Genomic DNA, 19,010 nt, shown 5'->3' with positions numbered 1-19,010 from the left:
CACGCCTAACAAAAAATGCCGCTCGGCGGCGGCATTTTGTTATCAAGACGAGCGGATTGAACGCCAGTCTTACCCTACTGCTTTTGCGTATCGCGGGTCAAAATGCGTACCGCCAAAAGCGTAGAGCATCACCGCCCGTGCGTACCGGAACATGAGCGGCGTGAATACCAGCACGGCCGCCGCCACGGCCGATACGTAAACCCACACCTCCGGGTCGTGCCCCAAAAAATACAGCAACACCCCCACCAAGGCCACAATGACCGTCGAAAACCCGTAGCTGATGTACATGGCTCCCCAGTAAAACCCCACCTCCGGCTCAAATGCCTGGCCGCACACGGGGCACGCCACCGGCATCTCGTCGAACTGACGCAGGTTTAGGGCCGAGTGGGAAAACAGTTTGCCCTCGTGGCAGCGCGGACAGCGCAACGCCACGAGGGCAAGCCACGACGACCGGGGGGCCGCCACTATTTCTTGGCCGCCGCCTTGGGGTGCGTGCGCCGGTACCAGAAGTAGCCCACCGCGCCCATCAGGATGTACGGCACGGTCATCATGTACACAATGCCTTTGTTGAGGCCGGCCACGTCGTAGTCGTCGCGCTCCTGCCGGGCGGCTTCCACTTGTGACTTACACATGACGCACTGCGCCCGCGCCGCCAACGGCGCCAGGCCCAGCAACACACCCAGCAAAAGGACCAAAGCGGAAGCAAAAAGAGTCTTTTTCATACTAGCTAAACACCATAATCCGGGTAAGGTTCTCGTTGAGCGACGCTTGAAGTCAAGTGTAGTACGGCGAAATCATAAAGTAAACGATGACGCCCGTTACCGACACGTAGAGCCAGACCGGAAACGTCCACCGCGCAATGGCTTTGTGCTTGGTATACTGGCCGGTAAGCGCAAAGTACAGGGTAAACAGCACCAGGCCCACCGTAACTATTGCCAAGCTGATGTGAGTCAGCAGTAGGAAAAAATACACGGCGCGGGCCACGCCCGCCCCACCAAATTTTGTGCTGTCGACCTGCGAATGGTAAGCCACGTACGAAAGCAAAAACAGCCCACCCAATGCGAACGCCGTGCCCATCATGGCGCGGTGGCGCAGCACCTGCTTTGTGCGAATGAAATAGTACCCAGCCACTAAACACGCAGCCGTTAGGGAATTGAGTACGGCGTTCACAGCCGGCAGAAACTTTACCTCTACGCCCGGAATGCGGAATAGCTGCGGGAAGGAAAACAAGACGGCCACCAGTAATGGCACGACCACCCCCAGCGTGCCGAGGATGATTTTGTAACGCGTGTAGTCGCCCGGGGCCAGCACTGGCGGGTGCAATTGTTCAATGGGGGTGTTCATAGTCGTAAAGCTGCACGGTGATTTCCGTGAGTAAGCGGTCAATTTCACGCCCGTCGGTGCCGTCGTAGATGCCCCGCACCCGGCGTTGGTTGTCAACCAATAACAACCGGCCGGCGGGTAAGTTGGCCGTGTACACGGCACCGGGCAGGCGTTTGGGGTCCGAAGTGAGGCGGAACTCACGCTCGGTGAGGTGCCTGAGCGTATCGACTGGGCCGGTGAGGAAGAACCATTTGCCGGCAATGGTGCCGTACTGCTCGGCCAGGCGCGTCAGCGAGGCGGCCTGCTTGGGGTCGGCATTCATTACGAACGTGACCAGGCGCACCCGCGGCTCGTGCCGGAATTTTTCCTGCACCCGCAGCAAGGCGCGGGCCACCCGGGGGCTGGCTTCGTCCTCGCCGTAGAACTGGGCGACGTAGAGTCCCTGGCCCAATTCCTGGCTACTTACTTCGCGGCCCGTGGAGGCAGGCAACCGGAATGGCGCGATTTGGTGGAAAACAGTATCGCGCCGCCACCCCCCGCCAACCTGCGCGGAGTCCACGCGGTCGGGCAGGTAGGTGGGCAGCGCGTAACGGTTGGTGCCGAAGCGAAACAGGAACAGAAAGGCCAGTACCGGCACCAATAGCAACAGCCCCAGCAACAAGGTTTGGCGGGGCCGCATTCCCTATTTAAACATGTTTTGCAGCACTTCGCCGACGTAGGAACCCTCGGTTACCAGGGCCACCAGCAGCCACACCAGCAGGGCAACGGGCACCATGATGGTCCAAATCAACCCTTTCGTTTCGTGCTTCAAGTGCATGAATTCCGCCACAATGAAGAAGGCCTTCATGATGGTGAGGACAATAAAGATGCTGTTGCGCAACGTGCCCGCGTTCATGAAAAACACGAACACGAACTCGACGGCCGTGATGCCGACCAGCACAAAGAAAACTTTCCAAATCCAAGCGGTATTCGGCTTGGCGATTTCACCCATGGGGGTTTCATCGGTTGATGCGTGAGCGTCCATAATATCAATGAGTAAGATAACGAAGACAGGGTGATGAGGGGAAAGGCTAAGGGCTGAAAATGCAAGCTCTTCCCTTCACTGCTTCATCTTGTGAGATTAAACCAAGTAGAAGAACGTGAATACGAACACCCACACCAAGTCCACGAAGTGCCAGTACAGACCGATTTTTTCAATCATCTCGTAGTGACCGCGCTTCTGGAACGTACCGTTGGTGGTAGCGATGAAACACCAAATCAGCAAGCAGACGCCGGAGAAGACGTGGGTGCCATGAAAACCGGTGATGAAGAAGAAAAGGTCGGCAAACAGCACCGGCCCGTACTGGTTCATGGCGAGGTTGGCGCCGTGAAACACGGCTCCGTCGGCCATTACGGTGCCTTCCTCGGTGCCGTGAATGAAGTGGCCCCACTCCCAGGCCTGGCTGGCCAGAAAGGTGCTGCCAAACAGAATCGTCCACAACAGCCATTTCTGCACGTCGGCCTTGTCCATGCGGTGGCCCGCTTCGACGGCCAGCACCATCGTCACGGAGCTCAAAATCAGAATCATGGTCATCAAGGCCACGAAGCCCAGCGGCACGGCCACGCCGTGCAAACCAGGGAAGGCGTTGAACACTTGGTCCGGAATTGGCCACCAGCGTGAGCTGAACACAAAGTCCTTGGCGGCGCCCGTAAATACCTCGTGCTTGTGGCGGATGAGACCGTAAGTAGTCAGAAAAGCCGCAAAGGTGAAAGCATCCGAAAGCAGGAAAAACCACATCATCAGCTTGCCGTAGCTCGCCTTGAAAGGTTCGTTGCCGCCGTCCCAGTTGCCGGTGCGTGGAGCGTCCTGGGTAGCGGTAGCAGTGGGCGGCTGCAAGGTGGTGGGTTGGGCCATAGCGGACAGCGTATCGTCGATTTAGTGGTTCAAAAGTAAGAACAAATACAGGTACAGCCAAAGTCCGCCCAGGAAGTGCCAGTACAGCGTGACGTTGCCGATGGAGAGCAAAGCGCGCGAATGCACCTGATAATTGAGGGCCCGCCGCAGCACTACTGCCAGAAAAACCAGGCCCGTAACCAGGTGAAAAGCGTGCACGCCCATCAGGACGTATACGAACGAACCGGACGGATTGGCGTCGGCGCCCCCGAAATAGGTATTGCCGGCCACCAGGTCGCCAAAGCTGATGTACTGACCAACCAAAAACGCGAGGCCTAACGCCAGGGTGATGGCCATGCCGATTTTAACGCGGCCAAGCTCGTCCTTACGGGCCGAAAACAAGGACCACTGCATGGTGGCACTGCTCAGGGCAATGAGGATGGAGTTTATCAGCAGCGAAGCCGGCAGGTCGAACTCGCGCCAGTTGCCTTCGTCGCGCCGCACGATGTAGCCGCTGGTGAAAGCTGCAAACATCATCACAATGCTAAAAATCAGCAGAATAAGCAGTACGCGCTTAGGGTGCCAACCAAGACCTATTTCCTTTTCGGATATAACTTCAGAAGGATTCATAATCGGAAAAGCGCCGACGGGGGCCAACGCCATTTGGTAATAAAAACGGTGAAACGCCTGCTACTGCACACGCTCATCTACAACAACCAACGGCTAGATTTTGTCCAGTACCAACGCAATTTGTACGATGGGTAAGTAAAGAAAAGAGGCGAACATGATGCGTAAGGCGGCCTTGCGCGACTGGGTGCGCATGAGCTGCACGGTGAGCAACAGAAACAGCACCCCGCACACCACCGCGACCAGCGCGGAGATGCGCCCGGAGATGTTGAACTCCAGCGGCAGCAGACTCAGCGGAATCAGCAGCAACGTGTAGGTCATTATCTGGAAGGCCGTGCGCACGTCGCGGTTGCCGGGCGAAGGCAGCATTTTGAAACCGGCCCGCTTGTAGTCCTCATCCGCCACCCAGGCAATGGCCCAGAAGTGCGGAAACTGCCACATGAACTGAATGCCGAACAGCACCCAGGCCTCCACCCCAATGTAGCCGGTGGCGGCCACCCACCCAATGAGCGGCGGCAACCCGCCCGGAATGGCCCCTACCGCTACGCAAATCGGCGAAATGGTTTTGAGCGGCGTATAGATGAAGCCATAAAGAATGAGCGAAAGCAACGACAGCGCGGCAGTCAGCGGGTTAAAAACCACGGTGAGCAGCCCCAATCCCACCACGCCCAACAGCACGCAGAACGTCCAGCCCTCGGCCGGCGAAATGATGCCCAACGGCAACGGACGTTGGGCCGTGCGGGTCATCAGCTTGTCCAAGTCCCGCTCGTGAATCTGGTTGATGATGTTGGCCGAGCCGGTAACCAGCAAGCCACCCAGCATCACGAGCAGCGCCCGGGTCCAGCCAAAGTCCCGCGTTCCGAGCATGTACCCAATTGCGCTGGAAAACGCTACCGTGAGGGAAAGCCGAAACTTGAGCAGCTGAAAATAGGCGCGGGCCTTAACCATCAATACCTGGAATAATTTCTTCGTTCGGTTCAGCTTCCTGAGCCCGGTCCAAACGGGGCCGCAAAGTTACGCAACAACCCGCCGGGCAACATCCGTGGCCGTAATAGTTTCCGAAGCTCTCCGGGCCTGGCCCACTGACAGCAGCGCGAGGAACTGCACCCCAAAAAGAACGGTGGCCAAGGTGAGATGCACCGGCTGCACCGATGCGGGCAGCGCAAACGACGCCAAGGTGACGCCCGCCAGTATTTCCAGCCCAATAACCCCGAGGATGGCCGCGCCCAGGCGGCGCAGGCGTGGCTGGGCCAATTGCCACAGCTCGTAGCATATGTAGACATTGAGCAGTACGACCATTGCCGACACAGTGCGGTGTACGCTGAAAACACCGCTCAGCTTGGCCACCCAGGTTTCCCGACCCAGGTAGTTCGAAGCAGCCGCCACCACGTCAATCTCTTCACGAACCTGCGTTCCCAACATTATCTGCCAGAACGTGAGGGCCAGTGAAACCCAAAGTCCCAACTGCAATCCCAGGCTGGGCGCTTTGACAATTTCAGCGGGGCCTGTCGCCCGACCAGCGCTTCCAGCCAAATCTGTTTCTTCTCTGGCCAAGCGGGCACGGTCTACCGCATAAAGCAACAGGGCCACAATAACCAACGCCAGAGCCATGTGAATGGTAACCATCACCGGCAATAGATTGGTGGAAACCACCAAAGACCCTAAGTAGCCTTGCACACCCGTGAGCAGAAACGAAGCCAACGCCAACCAAAATACGGCCCGGTCGCGTCGCCAGTAGGGAAAGGCAAAAACCACGGTCAGAAACACAAAAACCCCAATCAGTGCGCCCAACAACCGGTTCAGGTATTCAATCCAAGTTTTCACCGGGTTAAAATCCGTCTCAATGTATTGCGTTGGATGCGCGAAGATGCTACCGGCGACTTGAGCAAAACCCATGCGCTGCAGCGTACGAGCCAGCTTTTGGTTCTTGGCCACGCGCTGGGCGGTGTAAATTTCCTTGTATTCGGCGGGAAGCTGGCTGGCCTCGGTGGGCGGTATCCACTGGCCGAAGCATTTTGGCCAATCGGGGCAACCCATGCCACTGCCGGTACTTCGCACAATACCACCAACGAGGATAAGTAAGTAAACGGAAACAACTGTCAGTATTCCGACGAAGCGGAACCGACGAACTGCGGGGCTTATCTGTGAGCTAATCATCTGGTTAAAAACAAACTTTCGGGCCTAGTTGTCTCCAAAAATTTACGAAAACTCCGTTTTTTGTTGACGCAAAAACGGGCCGCCGGTGGGGCGGCCCGCTTCAGGGCTTTCAGGCTGGGCCAAACTAGTCGGCCATTTCCTGTTCGTATGGCAAATTTGAAGATTGCGTCTTCGAGTACGGCACGTTCTGCGGAATAAAGTCCGCTTCAGCCCCGGGCTTGCTGTAGTCATAAGGCCAACGGTACACGGCCGGAATCTCTCCAGGCCAGTTGCCATGGCCAGGGTTAACCGGCGTAGTCCACTCCAGCGTGGTCGAATTCCAAGGGTTCTGGGTGGCGCGACGGCCGCGGAAGATGCTGTAGAAAAAGTTGAAGATGAAAATGAACTGCCCCAGAAAAGCGATGATGGCCGCAATCGAGATGAACTTGTTCATGTCGGCAAATTGCGAGAAGGCATCAAATCCAGTCCAGGCGTAGTAGCGACGGGGAAAGCCGGCGATACCCACGTAGTGCATTGGCATGAACACCAGATACACTCCGGCAAAAGTCAACCAGAAGTGGATGTAGCCCAGCTTCTCGTCCATCATGCGGCCAAACATCTTTGGGAACCAGTGGTAAACCCCGGCAAAGAGACCGAAAAAGGCCGAGCTACCCATCACCAGGTGAAAGTGAGCGACCACGAAATAGGTGTTGTGCATCTGAATGTCCAGCGTAGCATTACCAAGAATGATACCCGTCAGACCACCCGAAATGAACAGCGATACGAAGCCAATGGAGAACAACATGGCGGCCGTGAAGCGGATGTTACCGCGCCACAGCGTGGCCAGCCAATTGAATACTTTAACGCCCGAGGGCACTGCGATTATCAGTGTCAGGAACATGAACACCGAACCGAGGAAAGGATTCATACCCGTGACGAACATGTGGTGAGCCCACACGACGAAGGAAAGCATCGAAATACCAATCAGCGAGCCAATCATGGCGCGGTAGCCAAAAATGGGCTTACGAGCATTCGTGGCCAATACTTCTGATACCATGCCCATAGCAGGCATGATTACAATGTATACCTCGGGGTGACCCAGGAACCAGAACAAGTGCTGAAACAGCACCGGCGAACCGCCCTGATTGCTCAGCGCCTGCCCAGCAATGTAGATATCCGATAAGAAGAAAGAGGTACCGAACGAACGGTCAAAAATCAGCAGTAGGGCAGCCGAAAACAGCACCGGGAACGAGAGAATACCCAGAATGGCCGTCAGGAAAAAAGCCCAGATAGTAAGCGGCAGCTTGCTCATGCTCATGCCCCGGGTCCGCAGATTGATGACGGTAGTCACGTAGTTCACGCCACCCAACAACTGCGAAACAATGAAGAGCGCCATACTCACCAACCACATGGTCATGCCGGCACCCGAGCCCGGAATGGCCTGTGGCAGCGCGCTCAGCGGCGGATAGATTGTCCAGCCCGCAGCGGCCGGGCCCGTTTCAATAAACAGCGACGCGAACATCACCACGCTCGACAGGAAGAAAAACCAGTACGAGAGCATGTTCATGAAGCCCGAAGCCATGTCACGGGCACCCACTTGCAGCGGAATCAGGAAGTTCGAGAATGTGCCGCTCAGACCTGCCGTCAGCACGAAGAATACCATGATGGTACCGTGCATGGTCACCAAAGCCAGGTAGAACTCGGGGTTCAGTTTGCCGGCTTGAATCCAGTTGCCCAGGAAAGGCTTGAGCCATTCCATGGTACCCTCAGGCCAGCCAAGCTGCAAACGGAAGAGGCTGGAAAGCGTGCCACCTAGGATGGCCCACAGCATGCCCGTAATCAGGAACTGCTTGGCAATTTGCTTATGGTCCTGGCTGAATACGTACTTCCACAGCCAGTGCTGGTTGTGTTCTTCGTGGTGCTCGTGAATATGCTCATCGTGCTCGGTAGCGGGCACTGCGCTGGTACCAATGCCGCCCTGCGTTTGCACGCCCGGGGAAAGATTGGGTTTGGCTGCCATGTCTGACATAGGGAGGTATTGTTAGTATTTTGTTAGTAAGAAGCGGCCAAAGGTGCGGAGGCCTCTTCTTTAGCTTCAGCGGGAGCGACTACCTGAGAAACCGTCGTCTTGGCTTTCTGTTTGAGGGCGGCCAGTACTTCCGGGTTTTTCTGCGAGAAAGATTGCTGGGCCGCGTACCAGTTCTGGTAATCGTCCGGCTCGTCCACAATAACGGAGGCTTTCATGGCGAAGTGGCTACCGCCGCACACCTGGTTGCAAGCCAACTCATAGTTAAACTTCGGATTGCCCAAGCGGGCGCGCATTTCGTCAGTCGTCGTCGTTGGCGTGAACCAGAACCGCGTCGGCATACCGGGCACGGCGTACATCTGCACGCGGAAATGCGGCATGTATACGGCGTGCAGCACGTCCCGCGAACGAATCTTAATCAACACGGGAACACCCTTGGGCACGTGGATTTCATTGGTGGTAAAATCATCCAGCGAAGATTTGTCGCTCAAGTCGAAGCCCCACTCATTCACCGCGTCAATCATGCGGTAATTCACCACGCCCAGCTTCATGTCGCGCCCGGGGTAGCGCACCAGCCAGTTGAACTGCTTGCCCATCACCTCCACCACCACCGAGTCTTTAGGAGCCGGACCGGTAATGCGGGTCCAGGCTTTCCATCCGGCAAAAATCAGGGCTGCCATCACAATAGCCGGGATGATGGTCCAGATAACCTCGATTTTGTTGTTGTGCGCAAAGAAGTAAGCCCGGCGGCCCTCCTTGTGTTGGTATTTGTAGGAATAAACGAACAGCAAGGACTGGGTTATGGCGAAGGCTATGCCAATCACGAGCATGGTAATCCAAAACATCCGCTCCATGGCAAAGCCGTGGACGGAAGCAATGGGCGGGTTCATTTTGCCGTAATTCTCCACAAAAGAATAAGCAAACCATCCACCGCCGCCAACCAAGAACACCAGCATCAAGATAGCATTTACGCTATTGCTCATACCAATGTCCCGGGTGAAAGTGCCCGAGAAAATAGAAGTCAGAATCTGCAAGCGAAACAGCAGGCCGAAAACGACCAACAGCAATCCTAACACCAGCAAAATGGCAAGAGCAGTCATTAATTTGAGCTTAAATAGGTAATAGCGAGAAGTAAGACGCCGATTCTCAGGGTATTCAAAACCGGGCTTCTGCTTAAATCCAAATCAGGTAGTGTGGTGAATGCTCTCCTCCAGGAAGGGGTGATGAACCGGAACAAGCGGTGCAGCAGCCAAACGGCGGGTGAACAGAATCAGGAACGCGCCGAGGAAAATAGCAGCGATGCCAATCTCAATTAAGAACCCATTTTCCCCCTTCAAAGTGCCCGGCATCAGCATTAGGTAGAAGTCGGACCAGTGCCCGGCGAGGATGGCAATGGCAACGATTTTCATGATAATCATCTGACGCTTGGCATCTCTGGTCATCAGACCCAAAAAGGGAAACACGAAGTTGATAACCAAGTTGAAAAAGAACATCCACGTGTAGCGGCCTTCAAACCCACCGAGGCGCTGGTTGAAATAAACCGCTTCTTCGGGCAGGTTAGCGTACCAAATCAGCATGAATTGGGAAAACCAAACGTAAGTCCAGAAAATGCTGAAGCCGAACATCAGCTTGCCCAGGTCGTGCAAGTGATTGGACGTTAAAGCGCGCAGATAGCCTGCTTGTTTCAGGAAAATTGCCGTTAGCGCAATAGCTGCGAGGCCTGACACCCACCACGACGCAAAGACGTACCAGCCAAACATAGTGCTAAACCAGTGGGTGTCAACCGACATCACCCAGTCCCAGGCGGCCATGGAAGACGTCACGGCGTACAGCACCAGAAACAAGGCCGAAGCCGTGATGCTTTTGTGGAACCAGTAAGTGCCGCCTACCAGGTCCTCCTGCAACGAGAGTTGCCGAAGCTTCCAGCTCAACACACCCCAGATGGCCAAGTAGCTCACCATGCGGATGAGGTAAAAGGGCATGTTCAGAAAACCGCTCTTGCCGGCAATAATGGCGTCGTAGTTGGCATTGCCCTTGTCCATAATGCCTTCGTGGGTCCAGTGAAAAATATCGTGGCGACCCAAAAAGAACACAACCACCATAATCACCCCGCCGGGGATAATCCAAGCGCTGAGGGCTTCGGCAATGCGCTTAACCAGCACCGACCAACCCGCGTACGCAACGTAGTTGATAGCCATAAACACCGTGCCGATGGCTGATACGCCCAGGAAGAATACATTGCTGTGCCACAGGCTCACCAGCACGCGCTTGAGCCAGATAGAACTGCCTTCGTGATGCAACGAAGCACCCGCGCCGTGACCAGCCGAGGCCCCGAGGTGCTCCGCGGCTTCCCCGGCAGCCGGGGCGTGCTCCTCGCCCCAGCCCATTATGGACGCCAAAATGCCGAAAGCTAGGAGCACCACTCCGGCAACGATGATGGTAAGAAATGTTTTACGGGCGCCATCCGTAACGACGAGCTGTTCAGCCGTGGCGCTTTCTTGTTGCGTCAGAGTTGCCATGGTGCGTTACTGAGGGGTGGCAGTGCCGTTGGTTGCTTGAGTGTTACCCTGACCGGGCGTTTCGGAGCCGGTGCTGGCCTGGGCTTGGCCCACCGGGGCTTGGTTCGTCCGGTCGGTCATCTCGGTGGAGTCGCTGGCAGTGCTTTTGGGTCCCACAGCAACCAGCTTGCTCAGGGCATCGGGGCCTTCACCGCGCTGCAACACGCGGACGTACATGGCAATCTTCCACCGTTCCTCCGGGTTCACGATGGAGCCGTGAGGCATCATGCGGTTGCGTCCCCACTGAATGACGTGGTAGATATGGCCGTCGTTCATGGTTTTGTAGGCGCCGGCCGTATAATTGGGCACCCCCTTGAACTTAGCGCCCACGGGGCCGTCACCGGCCCCGGCTTCGCCGTGGCAGTGCGAGCAGATGCGCGTGTACAGCACCTTGCCTTCTTCCAGGTTCGCCTTGGTGTAGGGAAATGGGTTGCGCAACGTCCGCTCGGCAATGCCCACGCTGTCCTTGGGAATGTGCGTGTAGTAGCTCGTCTTGCCCCGCGGCACGGTGCCATTGGCCGGGGTGCGCTCGTTGATGCCAAACGCATTCACCGAGTTGAAGCTGGTTTGACGCAGCGGCTCATAGGCAAGCGGCTCGTACATCTCCGGTGCATACTGGACGCCGGTATCGTTCCCATTGGTCGTGCAAGCTGTGGTGGCCAGCCCCAGGGACAGCAGCAGCGCCGCGGCGCGCAGGCTTATATTCAGCGGATGCATCATTATTTGTTAGTCATTTCTTTCTGGTTGACTTCCGAAGCGCCGTTCTCGCGCAGCAGCTTGGTCAGCCGGGGTAGTTGCGAGCTATTCTCGTCCAACTCAATCGCTAAAACGAACTTGTCGTCGGTGGCCCGAACATCCATCACCGGCACCTTGAAGCGCGGGTACAGCCCCGTGATGGTGAAGAAGGTGATGGCCATGCCGTGGCAGGTGAAGAATACCGTCAGTTCGAAAGCAACCGGCACGAAGGCGGGCAGCGAGATGTGCGGCTTACCCCCAACAATCATGGGCCAGTCGAAACCCATCATGTAAATCTGCAGCCACAGCGCGAAGGCCAAACCCGTCATGCCAAAGAAAAACGCAGCGATGGGCAGACGCGACCGCTCAATGCCAAGGGCATCGTCGATGCCGTGCACGGGACAAGGCGAGAATACGTCGTGAATTTTAACGCCCGCGGCGCGTACGTTTTCCACGGCGTGCAGCAGCACGTCCTCGTCTTCGAAAATGCCAAGGGCAAAGCGCTTAGTCATGCTTGTTGTAGGTTACGGGAGCCGAAGCCGGCACTCCGACGGTGGTGGGTTGGGCGGCAGGAGCCGCGTGCGCTTTCTGCGGGTTGTAGGTGGGGCCGTTGTCCACGGTGTATTTCAGGATGGTCTTTACCTCGGCCATGTTAATCACGGGGAAGAACTTGGCGAAGAGCAGAAACAGCGTGAAAAACAAGCCCAGGGTGCCTACGTACAGGCCAATGTCGATGATGGAGGGCGAGAACATGGCCCAGCTCGAAGGCAGGTAGTCACGGTGCAGCGAGGTCACGATAATCACGAAACGCTCGAACCACATGCCGATGTTGACAATAATGGACAGCACGAAGGTCAGCGGAATGCTGTAGCGCACCCGGCGGAACCACACGAGCTGCGGCGTAATCACGTTGCAGGTCATCATGGCTGCGTACGCCCACCAGTAGGGCCCGGTGGCGCGGTTGATGAAGGCATACTGCTCAAATTCCACCTGCGAATACCAGGCAATGAAGAACTCCGTGATGTAGGCCACGCCCACAATGGAGCCGGTCACCATCATGATTTTGTTCATCAGCGCGATGTGCTCCAGCGTGATGTAATCTTCCAGCTTAAACACCACCCGGGTAATCAGCATCAGAGTCAGCACCATGGCAAAGCCCGAGAAGATAGCTCCGGCCACGAAGTAGGGCGGGAAAATGGTGGTGTGCCAGCCCGGCACCACCGAGGTGGCAAAGTCCATCGACACAATAGTGTGCACCGACAACACGAGCGGAGTGGAGACACCCGCCAGAATCAGCGACACGGTCTCGTAGCGCGACCAGGCTTTGGCCGAGCCTTTCCAGCCGAAGCTCAGCATGGAGTAGCTAAACTTGGCAATGGTGCCTTTGGCGCGGTCGCGGATGGAAGCGAAGTCAGGAATCAGGCCGATGTACCAAAACACCAGCGACACGGTAAAATAAGTCGAGATGGCGAACACGTCCCAAAGCAGCGGCGAGTTGAAGTTCACCCACAGCGAGCCGAACGTGTTTTGGAACGGAAACACCCAGAACGCCAGCCAAGGCCGACCCATGTGCAGCACCGGAAACATGGCCGCGCAGATTACCGCAAAGATGGTCATGGCCTCTGCCGCCCGGTTGATGGACGACCGCCACTTCTGGCGGAACAGCAGCAGCACGGCCGAAATCAGGGTGCCGGCGTGGCCAATGCCCACCCACCATACGAAGTTGGTAATGTCCCAGGCCCAGTTCACGGTCTTGTTTAGGCCCCACTCGCCAATGCCAAACCAAACGGTGCGGTAGACGGAGTAGAAGAACACCCCCAAGAAGAACAGGGCCACGCTCAAAGCAGCCATCCACCGGATGTTGGGCTTGGCTTCGACCTGGTAGCAGATGTCCTGCGTTACGTCGTGTAACGTCTTACCGCCAGTGACGAGCGGTTCGCGTACGGCTGATACGTGCTGCATAATGGTATGTATTAAGCGTTTTCTTTAGCAAAAAACTCCGATTCCGAATTCCGAATCTTGGTCAGGTACGTGACGTTGGGCTGCACGTTGATGGACTCCAGCGAGTGGAAGGCCCGCTCGCCATCCTCACGACGCAGCAACTGACTAATGCGGCTCTTGGGGTCGCGCATGTCGCCAAACACGATGGCTTCGGTGGGGCACGACTGGGCGCAGGCCGTCACAATCTCACCGTCCTGCGGGCGGCGCTTCTGCTTTTTGGCTTCGAGCTTGCCCAGCTGGATGCGCTGGATGCAGAACGTACATTTCTCCATCACGCCGCGGGCGCGCACCGTCACATCCGGGTTCAGCACCATGCGGCCCAGGTCGGTGAACATGTGGCCGTTAACAGTCTCAAACTTTTCGTTGGAATAATACGAGAACCAATTGAAGCGGCGGACTTTGTACGGGCAGTTATTGGCGCAGTAGCGGGTGCCGATGCAACGGTTGTAAGTCATCTGATTGATGCCCTCCGAGCTGTGCGTGGTAGCTAGCACCGGGCACACCGTTTCGCAGGGCGCGTGGTTGCACTGCTGGCACATCATCGGCTGGAAAATCACCTGCGGATTCTCCGAAGGGTCTTCCATGGCGGCGTAGGTGCTCACCTTGCCTTTGGTTTCAAACTCGTCCTTGTGATGGTCTGAGCTGTAGTAGCGGTCAATGCGCATCCAGTGCATCTCGCGGCGGTTGATAACCTGCTGCTTGCCCACCACGGCAATGTTGTTTTCGGTCTGGCACCCAATCACGCACGAGCCACAGCCGATGCAGGAGTTGAGGTCCACGGCCATGCCCCAGTGGTGGTTGTTATACTGGTAGTCCTGCCACAGCGAAACCTTGTTGGGCTTTTCCAAACCGTCGGGTGTCGCCACCTTCTCGTATTCGGTTACTTCCTTGGGGTTCTTCTTGTAGTTGACCAGCGAGTTTTCCTGCACCACCGGCTTGCGGTCCATGATGGTGTGGTGGGTCTGCGTCTGGGCGATGGGTGAGGTTGCCTCGGTCTTGGCCAAGGTCACCACGTTCATGTACTGAATGCCGCTGGCCCCGACCAGGGCCAGGGGGGCGGCATTTTCGCCCACTTTGTCGCCCGCCTTGCCGGCCAGCGTGCGGCCATAGCCCAGGGCCACGCTCACCGTACCATTTGCTTGCCCGGGCTGAATCAGCACCGGCAATTCAACGCTGCGGCCGTTGGCCGAAATTTTGACGACGTCGCCCTGCTCCCACTTGTTGTCGATGGCCATCTTGCGCGGCACGGCGAGGTAGTTGCCCCAGGTAGCTTTCGAAACCGGGTCGGGCAATTCTTGCAGGAAGGGGTTGTTGGCTTCGCAGCCGCTGGCACTCAGGCCAACCTTCTCATACAGAGCCAACTCGATGCCGTTGAGCTTGGCGGCGCTGCTGATTTGACTCGCCGCCGCCGTCGGGCTCAGGGCAGCCGTCAGCATGGCTGGCGCGGCGGGTAGCACTGTCCCCGTGGCCACACCGTCGTGTACCACCTTGTCCCAGGCAGCGTCAGTCGGCGTTAGTCCACGCCAGTTGGCGCGCAGGTATTTATAGTAGGTCGTATTGTTGCCAGCCCACCGCAATAGGCTTTCCTGGGCTTGCCGGGTAGCGAAGAGGGGCGTAATGACCGGCTGCGCAAGGCTCAAGAAGCCGCGCTTCGGCTCGTAGTCGTTCCACGACTCCAACCAATGGCTGTCAGGGGCCGCGTACTGGCAGAGGCTGCCCGTTTCATCCAACCGGTCGTTCAGTGAAATGGTCAGCCGCACTTTAGCGATGCCGGATTTCACTCTCTCGGCCAGCGGGTGGTTGTACACCGGGTTGGCGTTGTAGAAGATGACCGCTCCAACGCTACCGTTGTTCATGTCATTCACCAGCGCGGCCATACGGGCGTCGTCGCCCTGCCGAACGTTGCTTGGCGAAGTCAGATTGACGGTCGTGCCCACGTTGCCCAGCGCCTGGTTGATGCCGGCCACCAGGGCCTGCACCGCCGGGTCGTTTGAACCCGACACCACCAAGCCGGCGCCGCGGTTGGCCGTCAATTCAGCCGCCGCTTTGGGCACTTGCGGATTGGTGTACGACGAGGTGCCGCCAGTGCCAGTCACGGCATTGTACAATGCCAGCGCCACCGCGCCCATTTCCGAAGGCTTCACTGCCACCCGTACATCGGCGTTGGAGCCGGTAAGCGACATGCTGGTTTCAAACTGAAAGTGGCGCGACATTGTGCGTTTGTCGCTGCTCACCTTGCGATTGACCACGTACTGCTTGGCGTATTCCACCGGCGAAATCCAAGTGCCGAGGAAGTCGGCACCAAGGCTCACAATGACATTGGCGCGGCTGAAGTCGTAGCCGGGCAGCACGCCGTTGTTGGCTTGCAGCAAGCCGGTAGCCGACTGCGCGTCATACATGACGTGGGTGGTATTGGGATACCGGGCGGCAAATTCAGCGATGGCCTTCTTCGTGCTGGGGCTGATGATAGTTGGCGATACGATGGCGATGCGGCCGGTCGTGGCGGCCAGCTTCTCGCGCACGGCCCGGTCAAACGCGGGCACGTCGGCTTTGCTGTGGGTATTGCCCGACTTGATGGAAAAGTGCTGCAAACGGCCGCCGTCGTACAGGCTCAACACCGCGGCTTGGGCACGGGCGGAGAGGCCACCACGCGTAATGGGCGATTCGGGGTTGCCTTCCAGCTTAATGGGCCGGCCATCCCGGGCTTTCACCAAAACGGCGTTGTAGTCGGAGCCGGTGAAATAAGTAGATGCGTAGAAGTTGGAGATGGAGGGGTCTATTTCCTCGGGCTTGTTCAGGTACGGAATGGCCTTCCGCACCGGGGTTTCGCAAGAGGCCAACGTGGCCGCGGCCACCCCGAAACCCATCAGTTTGAGGAAGTCGCGGCGGGGAGCCGAGGTAGCATCGCTGCTCTCGTGGCTTTCCTTGACCGGCATGAACTCGGCGAAAGCCGACTGCATGAACTCCGGAGCGCTTTCTAGTTCCTCAATTCCTTTCCAGTACTTCATTTTTGGGGACTTAGGGACTTGGGGCTTTGGGGATTTGGCAATCCGCTGACGGCCGCAAGGCACTTGAATTTATAAGCGGGGGCTTTTTTTGGGATGAAGGGCTACTTAGGCGTGGGGAGCCAAGTTCTCAAGCCCCCATCGTTCAATTAGTAGTGGCACTTCGAGCACTCGGTGCCACCGTTCGACGACACGGTGAAAGGTGCGCCGGCGTTCTTGGTGTCGTGCAGCTTCACGAGGTTGTCGTAATACTTGTTATCCTTCGCGTTGATGGGCATCTCGCGGTGGCAATTGATACACCAACCCATGGTGAGGGCCGAATACTGGTACACCACTTCCATGTTCTGGATGGGGCCGTGGCAGGTCTGACACTGCAAGCCACCCACCTGGGTGTGCTGCGAGTGATTGAAATAAGCCAAGTCGGGCAGGTTGTGAATGCGCACCCACTGAATGGGCTGCTTGCGCTCAATGGCCCGGTATATCTTTTTAATCTCTGGCGACTCCGTTTTAATCTGCGAGTGGCAGTTCATGCAGATGTTGGCCGAAGGAATGTTGGCCGACTTGCCCTTGTATACCGACGTGTGGCAGTAGGCGCAGTTAATCTGGTGCTCACCGGCGTGGAGCTTGTGCGAGAAGGCAATGGGCTGCGTGGGCTGGTAGCCCTGCGTCAGGCCCACGGCCATCACGCTTTGTACGCCTTCGTAAAGTAAAACCAGGGCAAATACGACTCCCACAATGCCACGCATCACGGGCGAACGATACAGCTTGCTCCAGTCAAAGCGCTGGTCCAGAATTTCTACATCACGACCATCGAGGTCCTTGCGGCCCTTCAACACGTCCTTCATCAGGTTACCGATGATAACGAGCGTTACGACCAGCACAATCAGCACCACTACCAATACAATGAGGAGTACGTCCACGTACTTGCCGGCGCCGGCTTCGGCTGCTCCACCGCCGTCCGTCTTTCCATCAGCCGCCGCCGCGTTTCCGGCGGTGACACCCGCCGCCGCGACGTTGGCCGACTTGCCTTCTTCAGCCGTGACGTAAGCGAAAATAGAGGTAATCTCCTTGTCCGAAAGGGCGAAGGAGGGCATTTGCTGCTTGTTGTACTTGTTGTAAATAGCCACGGCGTACTCATCGCCGCTGGCCACCACTTTGCTCGAATTCTTAATCCAGGGAATCAGCCAGGCAATGGTCCGGCGTTTGGTGATGCCGGAGAGGGCCGGACCCACCACCTGTTCGTTGATGGCGTGACACTGGGTACAGTTGGCCTTAAAGAGGGCGTCGCCAGCGGCAACGGCCGCGGCATCTCCGCCGGCATCGCCTGGAGCGACGGCGGTAGCCGGCGTGGCCGCGGCCGTGGCACCGGGGACAACCCCTTCTTTTTTCACATCGGCAGCCGTGCTGGCCTGGGCCGAAACCTGTTGGGCGCCGGCAAACGTGAGCAGAAGGGCCAGCAACAGATGAGGTAACGAACGAAGTCGATTGCTATTCATAAGAAAATAGACGGTAAAACGAAACGCTAGGGGCATTTCAAGGCCACAAAGGTAGTTCAGGAATCGTCGGTGGCAAAAAAAGGAATGTGATTTCCGGGCGTGCGCAACCAGCCATACTGGTCCGTTTATATGCTTTTACCGGGGGTAAAACCGGCTGGCACGCTACTCCCTTAATTGACAGCCCTGCTTACGACCAACTGCCTAAAAACATGTGTATGGTGGGTATAAAACTCTAGCTCACAACTCTTATTTGCCCGCTTTTGTTACCCCGAATTCGAATAAATTATCAGTAACAAGTGCCCGCTTGGCTTCCCTGGCCTGCTGGTCTTCTTCGCGCACCGTGAAGCCGCATTGGCCAGTGGTCTTTCCTTCCGACGTGTTCCCCCGCAGGGGCTTCGTTTCCGCTTGGCAATCTGCCGGAAAGTCAGTACCTTTGCGCCCCAATCAAATTTTTTCACCCCCATATTTTCACCCCGTCGTAATGGAAGCAAGAAATTACGAGACGGTCTTCATCGTAACTCCCGTGTTGAACGAGAGCCAGGTGCAAGAGACGGTCGAGAAGTTCACCCAGGTGCTTAAGGAAAATAGCGCCGCCCTTTTGTCCACTGAAGCCTGGGGCCTGCGCAAGCTGGCGTACCCGATTCAGAAGAAAACCACAGGCTACTACTTCTGCCTGTCGTACACTGGTCAAGGTAACATCGTTGACGTGCTCGAACTGGCCTTTCGCCGCGACGAGCGCATCATCCGGTTCTTGTCCACGGTGCTTGACAAGCACGCCGTGGACTACAACAGCCGCCGCCGCAATGGCGAGATGAACCTGCAGAAGGCTGCGAAAGAAACCGAAGCCGTCGCCCAATAACCAGCACTGAACATGGCATCTCCCGCATACAACCGGAACAACGACCGGTCGGCTATGAACAAGCCGCAGGACACCCGCAAGAAATACTGCCGTTTCAAGAAGAACGGCATTAAGTACGTGGACTACAAAGACCCGAACTTCCTGCTAAAGTTCGTGAACGAGCAGGGCCGCGTGCTGCCCCGCCGCCTCACCGGCACCAGCCTCAAGTTCCAGCGCAAAGTGACCCAGGCCATCGCCAAGGCCCGCCACCTGGCCCTGATGCCGTACGTAGCTGACGCCCTTAAATAAATTAAGAATGAGGAATCGAGAATGAGGAATTGAGTTGAAGCGGCATTTCGTGCCAATTCCTTATTCCCCATTCTTCATTCGTA

General features: G+C 57.0%; 19 protein-coding genes. 2 read left to right on the top strand and 17 right to left on the bottom strand.

All coding sequences use genetic code 11. The features are described from left to right. Positions 1-69 precede the first annotated feature (69 nt). From RMO51_RS18380 to RMO51_RS18300, 17 genes are all read right to left on the bottom strand, one after another. Positions 70-432 (bottom strand): DUF983 domain-containing protein, encoded by a 363-nt coding sequence (locus tag RMO51_RS18380; protein WP_310397119.1) that lies wholly within the window; start codon positions 430-432, stop codon positions 70-72. 32 nt (positions 433-464) lie between these two features. Next, a complete protein-coding gene (locus tag RMO51_RS18375) occupies positions 465-722 on the bottom strand; it encodes a hypothetical protein (protein WP_310397118.1) in 258 nt (85 codons plus the stop codon). 52 nt (positions 723-774) lie between these two features. After that, complete coding sequence (locus RMO51_RS18370) at positions 775-1,344, bottom strand: DUF420 domain-containing protein (RefSeq protein WP_310397116.1); 570 nt, start codon at positions 1,342-1,344, stop codon at positions 775-777. After that, entirely contained in the window at positions 1,328-2,002 is a 675-nt protein-coding gene (locus RMO51_RS18365) for a hypothetical protein (RefSeq protein WP_310397113.1), read from the bottom strand. The genes RMO51_RS18370 and RMO51_RS18365 overlap by 17 nt, the downstream gene beginning before the upstream one ends. Positions 2,003-2,005: 3 nt before the next feature. Then, positions 2,006-2,347, bottom strand: a complete 342-nt coding sequence (locus tag RMO51_RS18360) for a cytochrome C oxidase subunit IV family protein (RefSeq protein WP_310397111.1) — start codon at positions 2,345-2,347, stop codon at positions 2,006-2,008. A gap of 96 nt (positions 2,348-2,443) precedes the next feature. Then, positions 2,444-3,217 (bottom strand): cytochrome c oxidase subunit 3, encoded by a 774-nt coding sequence (locus RMO51_RS18355; RefSeq protein WP_310397109.1) that lies wholly within the window; start codon positions 3,215-3,217, stop codon positions 2,444-2,446. 21 nt (positions 3,218-3,238) lie between these two features. Further along, the gene (locus RMO51_RS18350) at positions 3,239-3,733 is read right to left on the bottom strand and encodes a cytochrome c oxidase subunit 3 (RefSeq protein ID WP_310397107.1); all 495 of its coding nucleotides are present in this window, start codon (positions 3,731-3,733) and stop codon (positions 3,239-3,241) included. A 186-nt stretch (positions 3,734-3,919) separates the two neighbouring features. Then, positions 3,920-4,771: a heme o synthase gene (cyoE, locus tag RMO51_RS18345; protein ID WP_310397105.1), complete on the bottom strand. Its 852-nt coding sequence runs from the start codon at positions 4,769-4,771 to the stop codon at positions 3,920-3,922. Positions 4,772-4,837: 66 nt separating this feature from the next. Beyond that, positions 4,838-5,980 carry a COX15/CtaA family protein gene (locus RMO51_RS18340; RefSeq protein WP_310397103.1) on the bottom strand — a complete coding sequence of 381 codons (1,143 nt, stop codon included), beginning with the start codon at positions 5,978-5,980 and terminating at the stop codon, positions 4,838-4,840. A gap of 124 nt (positions 5,981-6,104) precedes the next feature. Continuing rightward, the gene (locus RMO51_RS18335; RefSeq protein ID WP_310397101.1) at positions 6,105-7,979 is read right to left on the bottom strand and encodes a cbb3-type cytochrome c oxidase subunit I; all 1,875 of its coding nucleotides are present in this window, start codon (positions 7,977-7,979) and stop codon (positions 6,105-6,107) included. Positions 7,980-8,011: 32 nt separating this feature from the next. After that, positions 8,012-9,019 carry a cytochrome c oxidase subunit II gene (locus RMO51_RS18330; RefSeq protein ID WP_310397099.1) on the bottom strand — a complete coding sequence of 336 codons (1,008 nt, stop codon included), beginning with the start codon at positions 9,017-9,019 and terminating at the stop codon, positions 8,012-8,014. Positions 9,020-9,169: 150 nt separating this feature from the next. Further along, positions 9,170-10,504 (bottom strand): quinol:cytochrome C oxidoreductase, encoded by a 1,335-nt coding sequence (locus tag RMO51_RS18325; protein ID WP_310397097.1) that lies wholly within the window; start codon positions 10,502-10,504, stop codon positions 9,170-9,172. Positions 10,505-10,510: 6 nt separating this feature from the next. Then, complete coding sequence (locus RMO51_RS18320) at positions 10,511-11,263, bottom strand: cytochrome c (RefSeq protein WP_310397095.1); 753 nt, start codon at positions 11,261-11,263, stop codon at positions 10,511-10,513. After that, positions 11,263-11,790, bottom strand: coding sequence for a DUF3341 domain-containing protein (locus RMO51_RS18315; protein WP_310397093.1), 528 nt, complete (start codon positions 11,788-11,790; stop codon positions 11,263-11,265). The genes RMO51_RS18320 and RMO51_RS18315 overlap by 1 nt, the downstream gene beginning before the upstream one ends. Further along, positions 11,783-13,240, bottom strand: coding sequence for an NrfD/PsrC family molybdoenzyme membrane anchor subunit (gene nrfD, locus RMO51_RS18310; protein WP_310397091.1), 1,458 nt, complete (start codon positions 13,238-13,240; stop codon positions 11,783-11,785). Before nrfD ends, RMO51_RS18315 begins: the two co-directional genes overlap by 8 nt. Positions 13,241-13,251: 11 nt before the next feature. Then, positions 13,252-16,287: a TAT-variant-translocated molybdopterin oxidoreductase gene (locus tag RMO51_RS18305; RefSeq protein WP_310397088.1), complete on the bottom strand. Its 3,036-nt coding sequence runs from the start codon at positions 16,285-16,287 to the stop codon at positions 13,252-13,254. Positions 16,288-16,433: 146 nt separating this feature from the next. Beyond that, positions 16,434-17,780 (bottom strand): cytochrome c3 family protein, encoded by a 1,347-nt coding sequence (locus tag RMO51_RS18300; RefSeq protein WP_310397086.1) that lies wholly within the window; start codon positions 17,778-17,780, stop codon positions 16,434-16,436. A 481-nt stretch (positions 17,781-18,261) separates the two neighbouring features. Here RMO51_RS18300 and rpsF point away from each other — a divergent pair, with 481 nt between their 5' ends. Both rpsF and rpsR read left to right on the top strand, forming a co-directional pair. After that, complete coding sequence (gene rpsF, locus RMO51_RS18295; protein ID WP_310397084.1) at positions 18,262-18,639, top strand: 30S ribosomal protein S6; 378 nt, start codon at positions 18,262-18,264, stop codon at positions 18,637-18,639. Positions 18,640-18,693: 54 nt separating this feature from the next. Beyond that, the gene (gene rpsR, locus RMO51_RS18290; protein WP_035561439.1) at positions 18,694-18,927 is read left to right on the top strand and encodes a 30S ribosomal protein S18; all 234 of its coding nucleotides are present in this window, start codon (positions 18,694-18,696) and stop codon (positions 18,925-18,927) included. Positions 18,928-19,010: the final 83 nt, after the last annotated feature.

The sequence above is a fragment of the Hymenobacter sp. genome, from assembly GCF_031398885.1.
Lineage (GTDB): Bacteria > Bacteroidota > Bacteroidia > Cytophagales > Hymenobacteraceae > Hymenobacter.
This window is presented reverse-complemented; position numbering and strand designations above follow the sequence as displayed.

Coding starts and splice junctions, on each gene's coding strand:
- RMO51_RS18375 (WP_310397118.1), bottom strand. CDS start 722: ATGAAAAAGACTCTTTTTGCTTCCGCTTTGGTCCTTTTGCTGGGTGTG.
- RMO51_RS18370 (WP_310397116.1), bottom strand. CDS start 1,344: ATGAACACCCCCATTGAACAATTGCACCCGCCAGTGCTGGCCCCGGGC.
- RMO51_RS18365 (WP_310397113.1), bottom strand. CDS start 2,002: ATGCGGCCCCGCCAAACCTTGTTGCTGGGGCTGTTGCTATTGGTGCCG.
- RMO51_RS18360 (WP_310397111.1), bottom strand. CDS start 2,347: ATGGACGCTCACGCATCAACCGATGAAACCCCCATGGGTGAAATCGCC.
- RMO51_RS18355 (WP_310397109.1), bottom strand. CDS start 3,217: ATGGCCCAACCCACCACCTTGCAGCCGCCCACTGCTACCGCTACCCAG.
- RMO51_RS18350 (WP_310397107.1), bottom strand. CDS start 3,733: ATGATGTTTGCAGCTTTCACCAGCGGCTACATCGTGCGGCGCGACGAA.
- cyoE (WP_310397105.1), bottom strand. CDS start 4,771: ATGGTTAAGGCCCGCGCCTATTTTCAGCTGCTCAAGTTTCGGCTTTCC.
- RMO51_RS18340 (WP_310397103.1), bottom strand. CDS start 5,980: ATGATTAGCTCACAGATAAGCCCCGCAGTTCGTCGGTTCCGCTTCGTC.
- RMO51_RS18335 (WP_310397101.1), bottom strand. CDS start 7,979: ATGGCAGCCAAACCCAATCTTTCCCCGGGCGTGCAAACGCAGGGCGGC.
- RMO51_RS18325 (WP_310397097.1), bottom strand. CDS start 10,504: ATGGCAACTCTGACGCAACAAGAAAGCGCCACGGCTGAACAGCTCGTC.
- RMO51_RS18320 (WP_310397095.1), bottom strand. CDS start 11,263: ATGATGCATCCGCTGAATATAAGCCTGCGCGCCGCGGCGCTGCTGCTG.
- RMO51_RS18315 (WP_310397093.1), bottom strand. CDS start 11,790: ATGACTAAGCGCTTTGCCCTTGGCATTTTCGAAGACGAGGACGTGCTG.
- nrfD (WP_310397091.1), bottom strand. CDS start 13,240: ATGCAGCACGTATCAGCCGTACGCGAACCGCTCGTCACTGGCGGTAAG.
- RMO51_RS18305 (WP_310397088.1), bottom strand. CDS start 16,287: ATGAAGTACTGGAAAGGAATTGAGGAACTAGAAAGCGCTCCGGAGTTC.
- RMO51_RS18300 (WP_310397086.1), bottom strand. CDS start 17,780: ATGAATAGCAATCGACTTCGTTCGTTACCTCATCTGTTGCTGGCCCTT.
- rpsF (WP_310397084.1), top strand. CDS start 18,262: ATGGAAGCAAGAAATTACGAGACGGTCTTCATCGTAACTCCCGTGTTG.
- rpsR (WP_035561439.1), top strand. CDS start 18,694: ATGAACAAGCCGCAGGACACCCGCAAGAAATACTGCCGTTTCAAGAAG.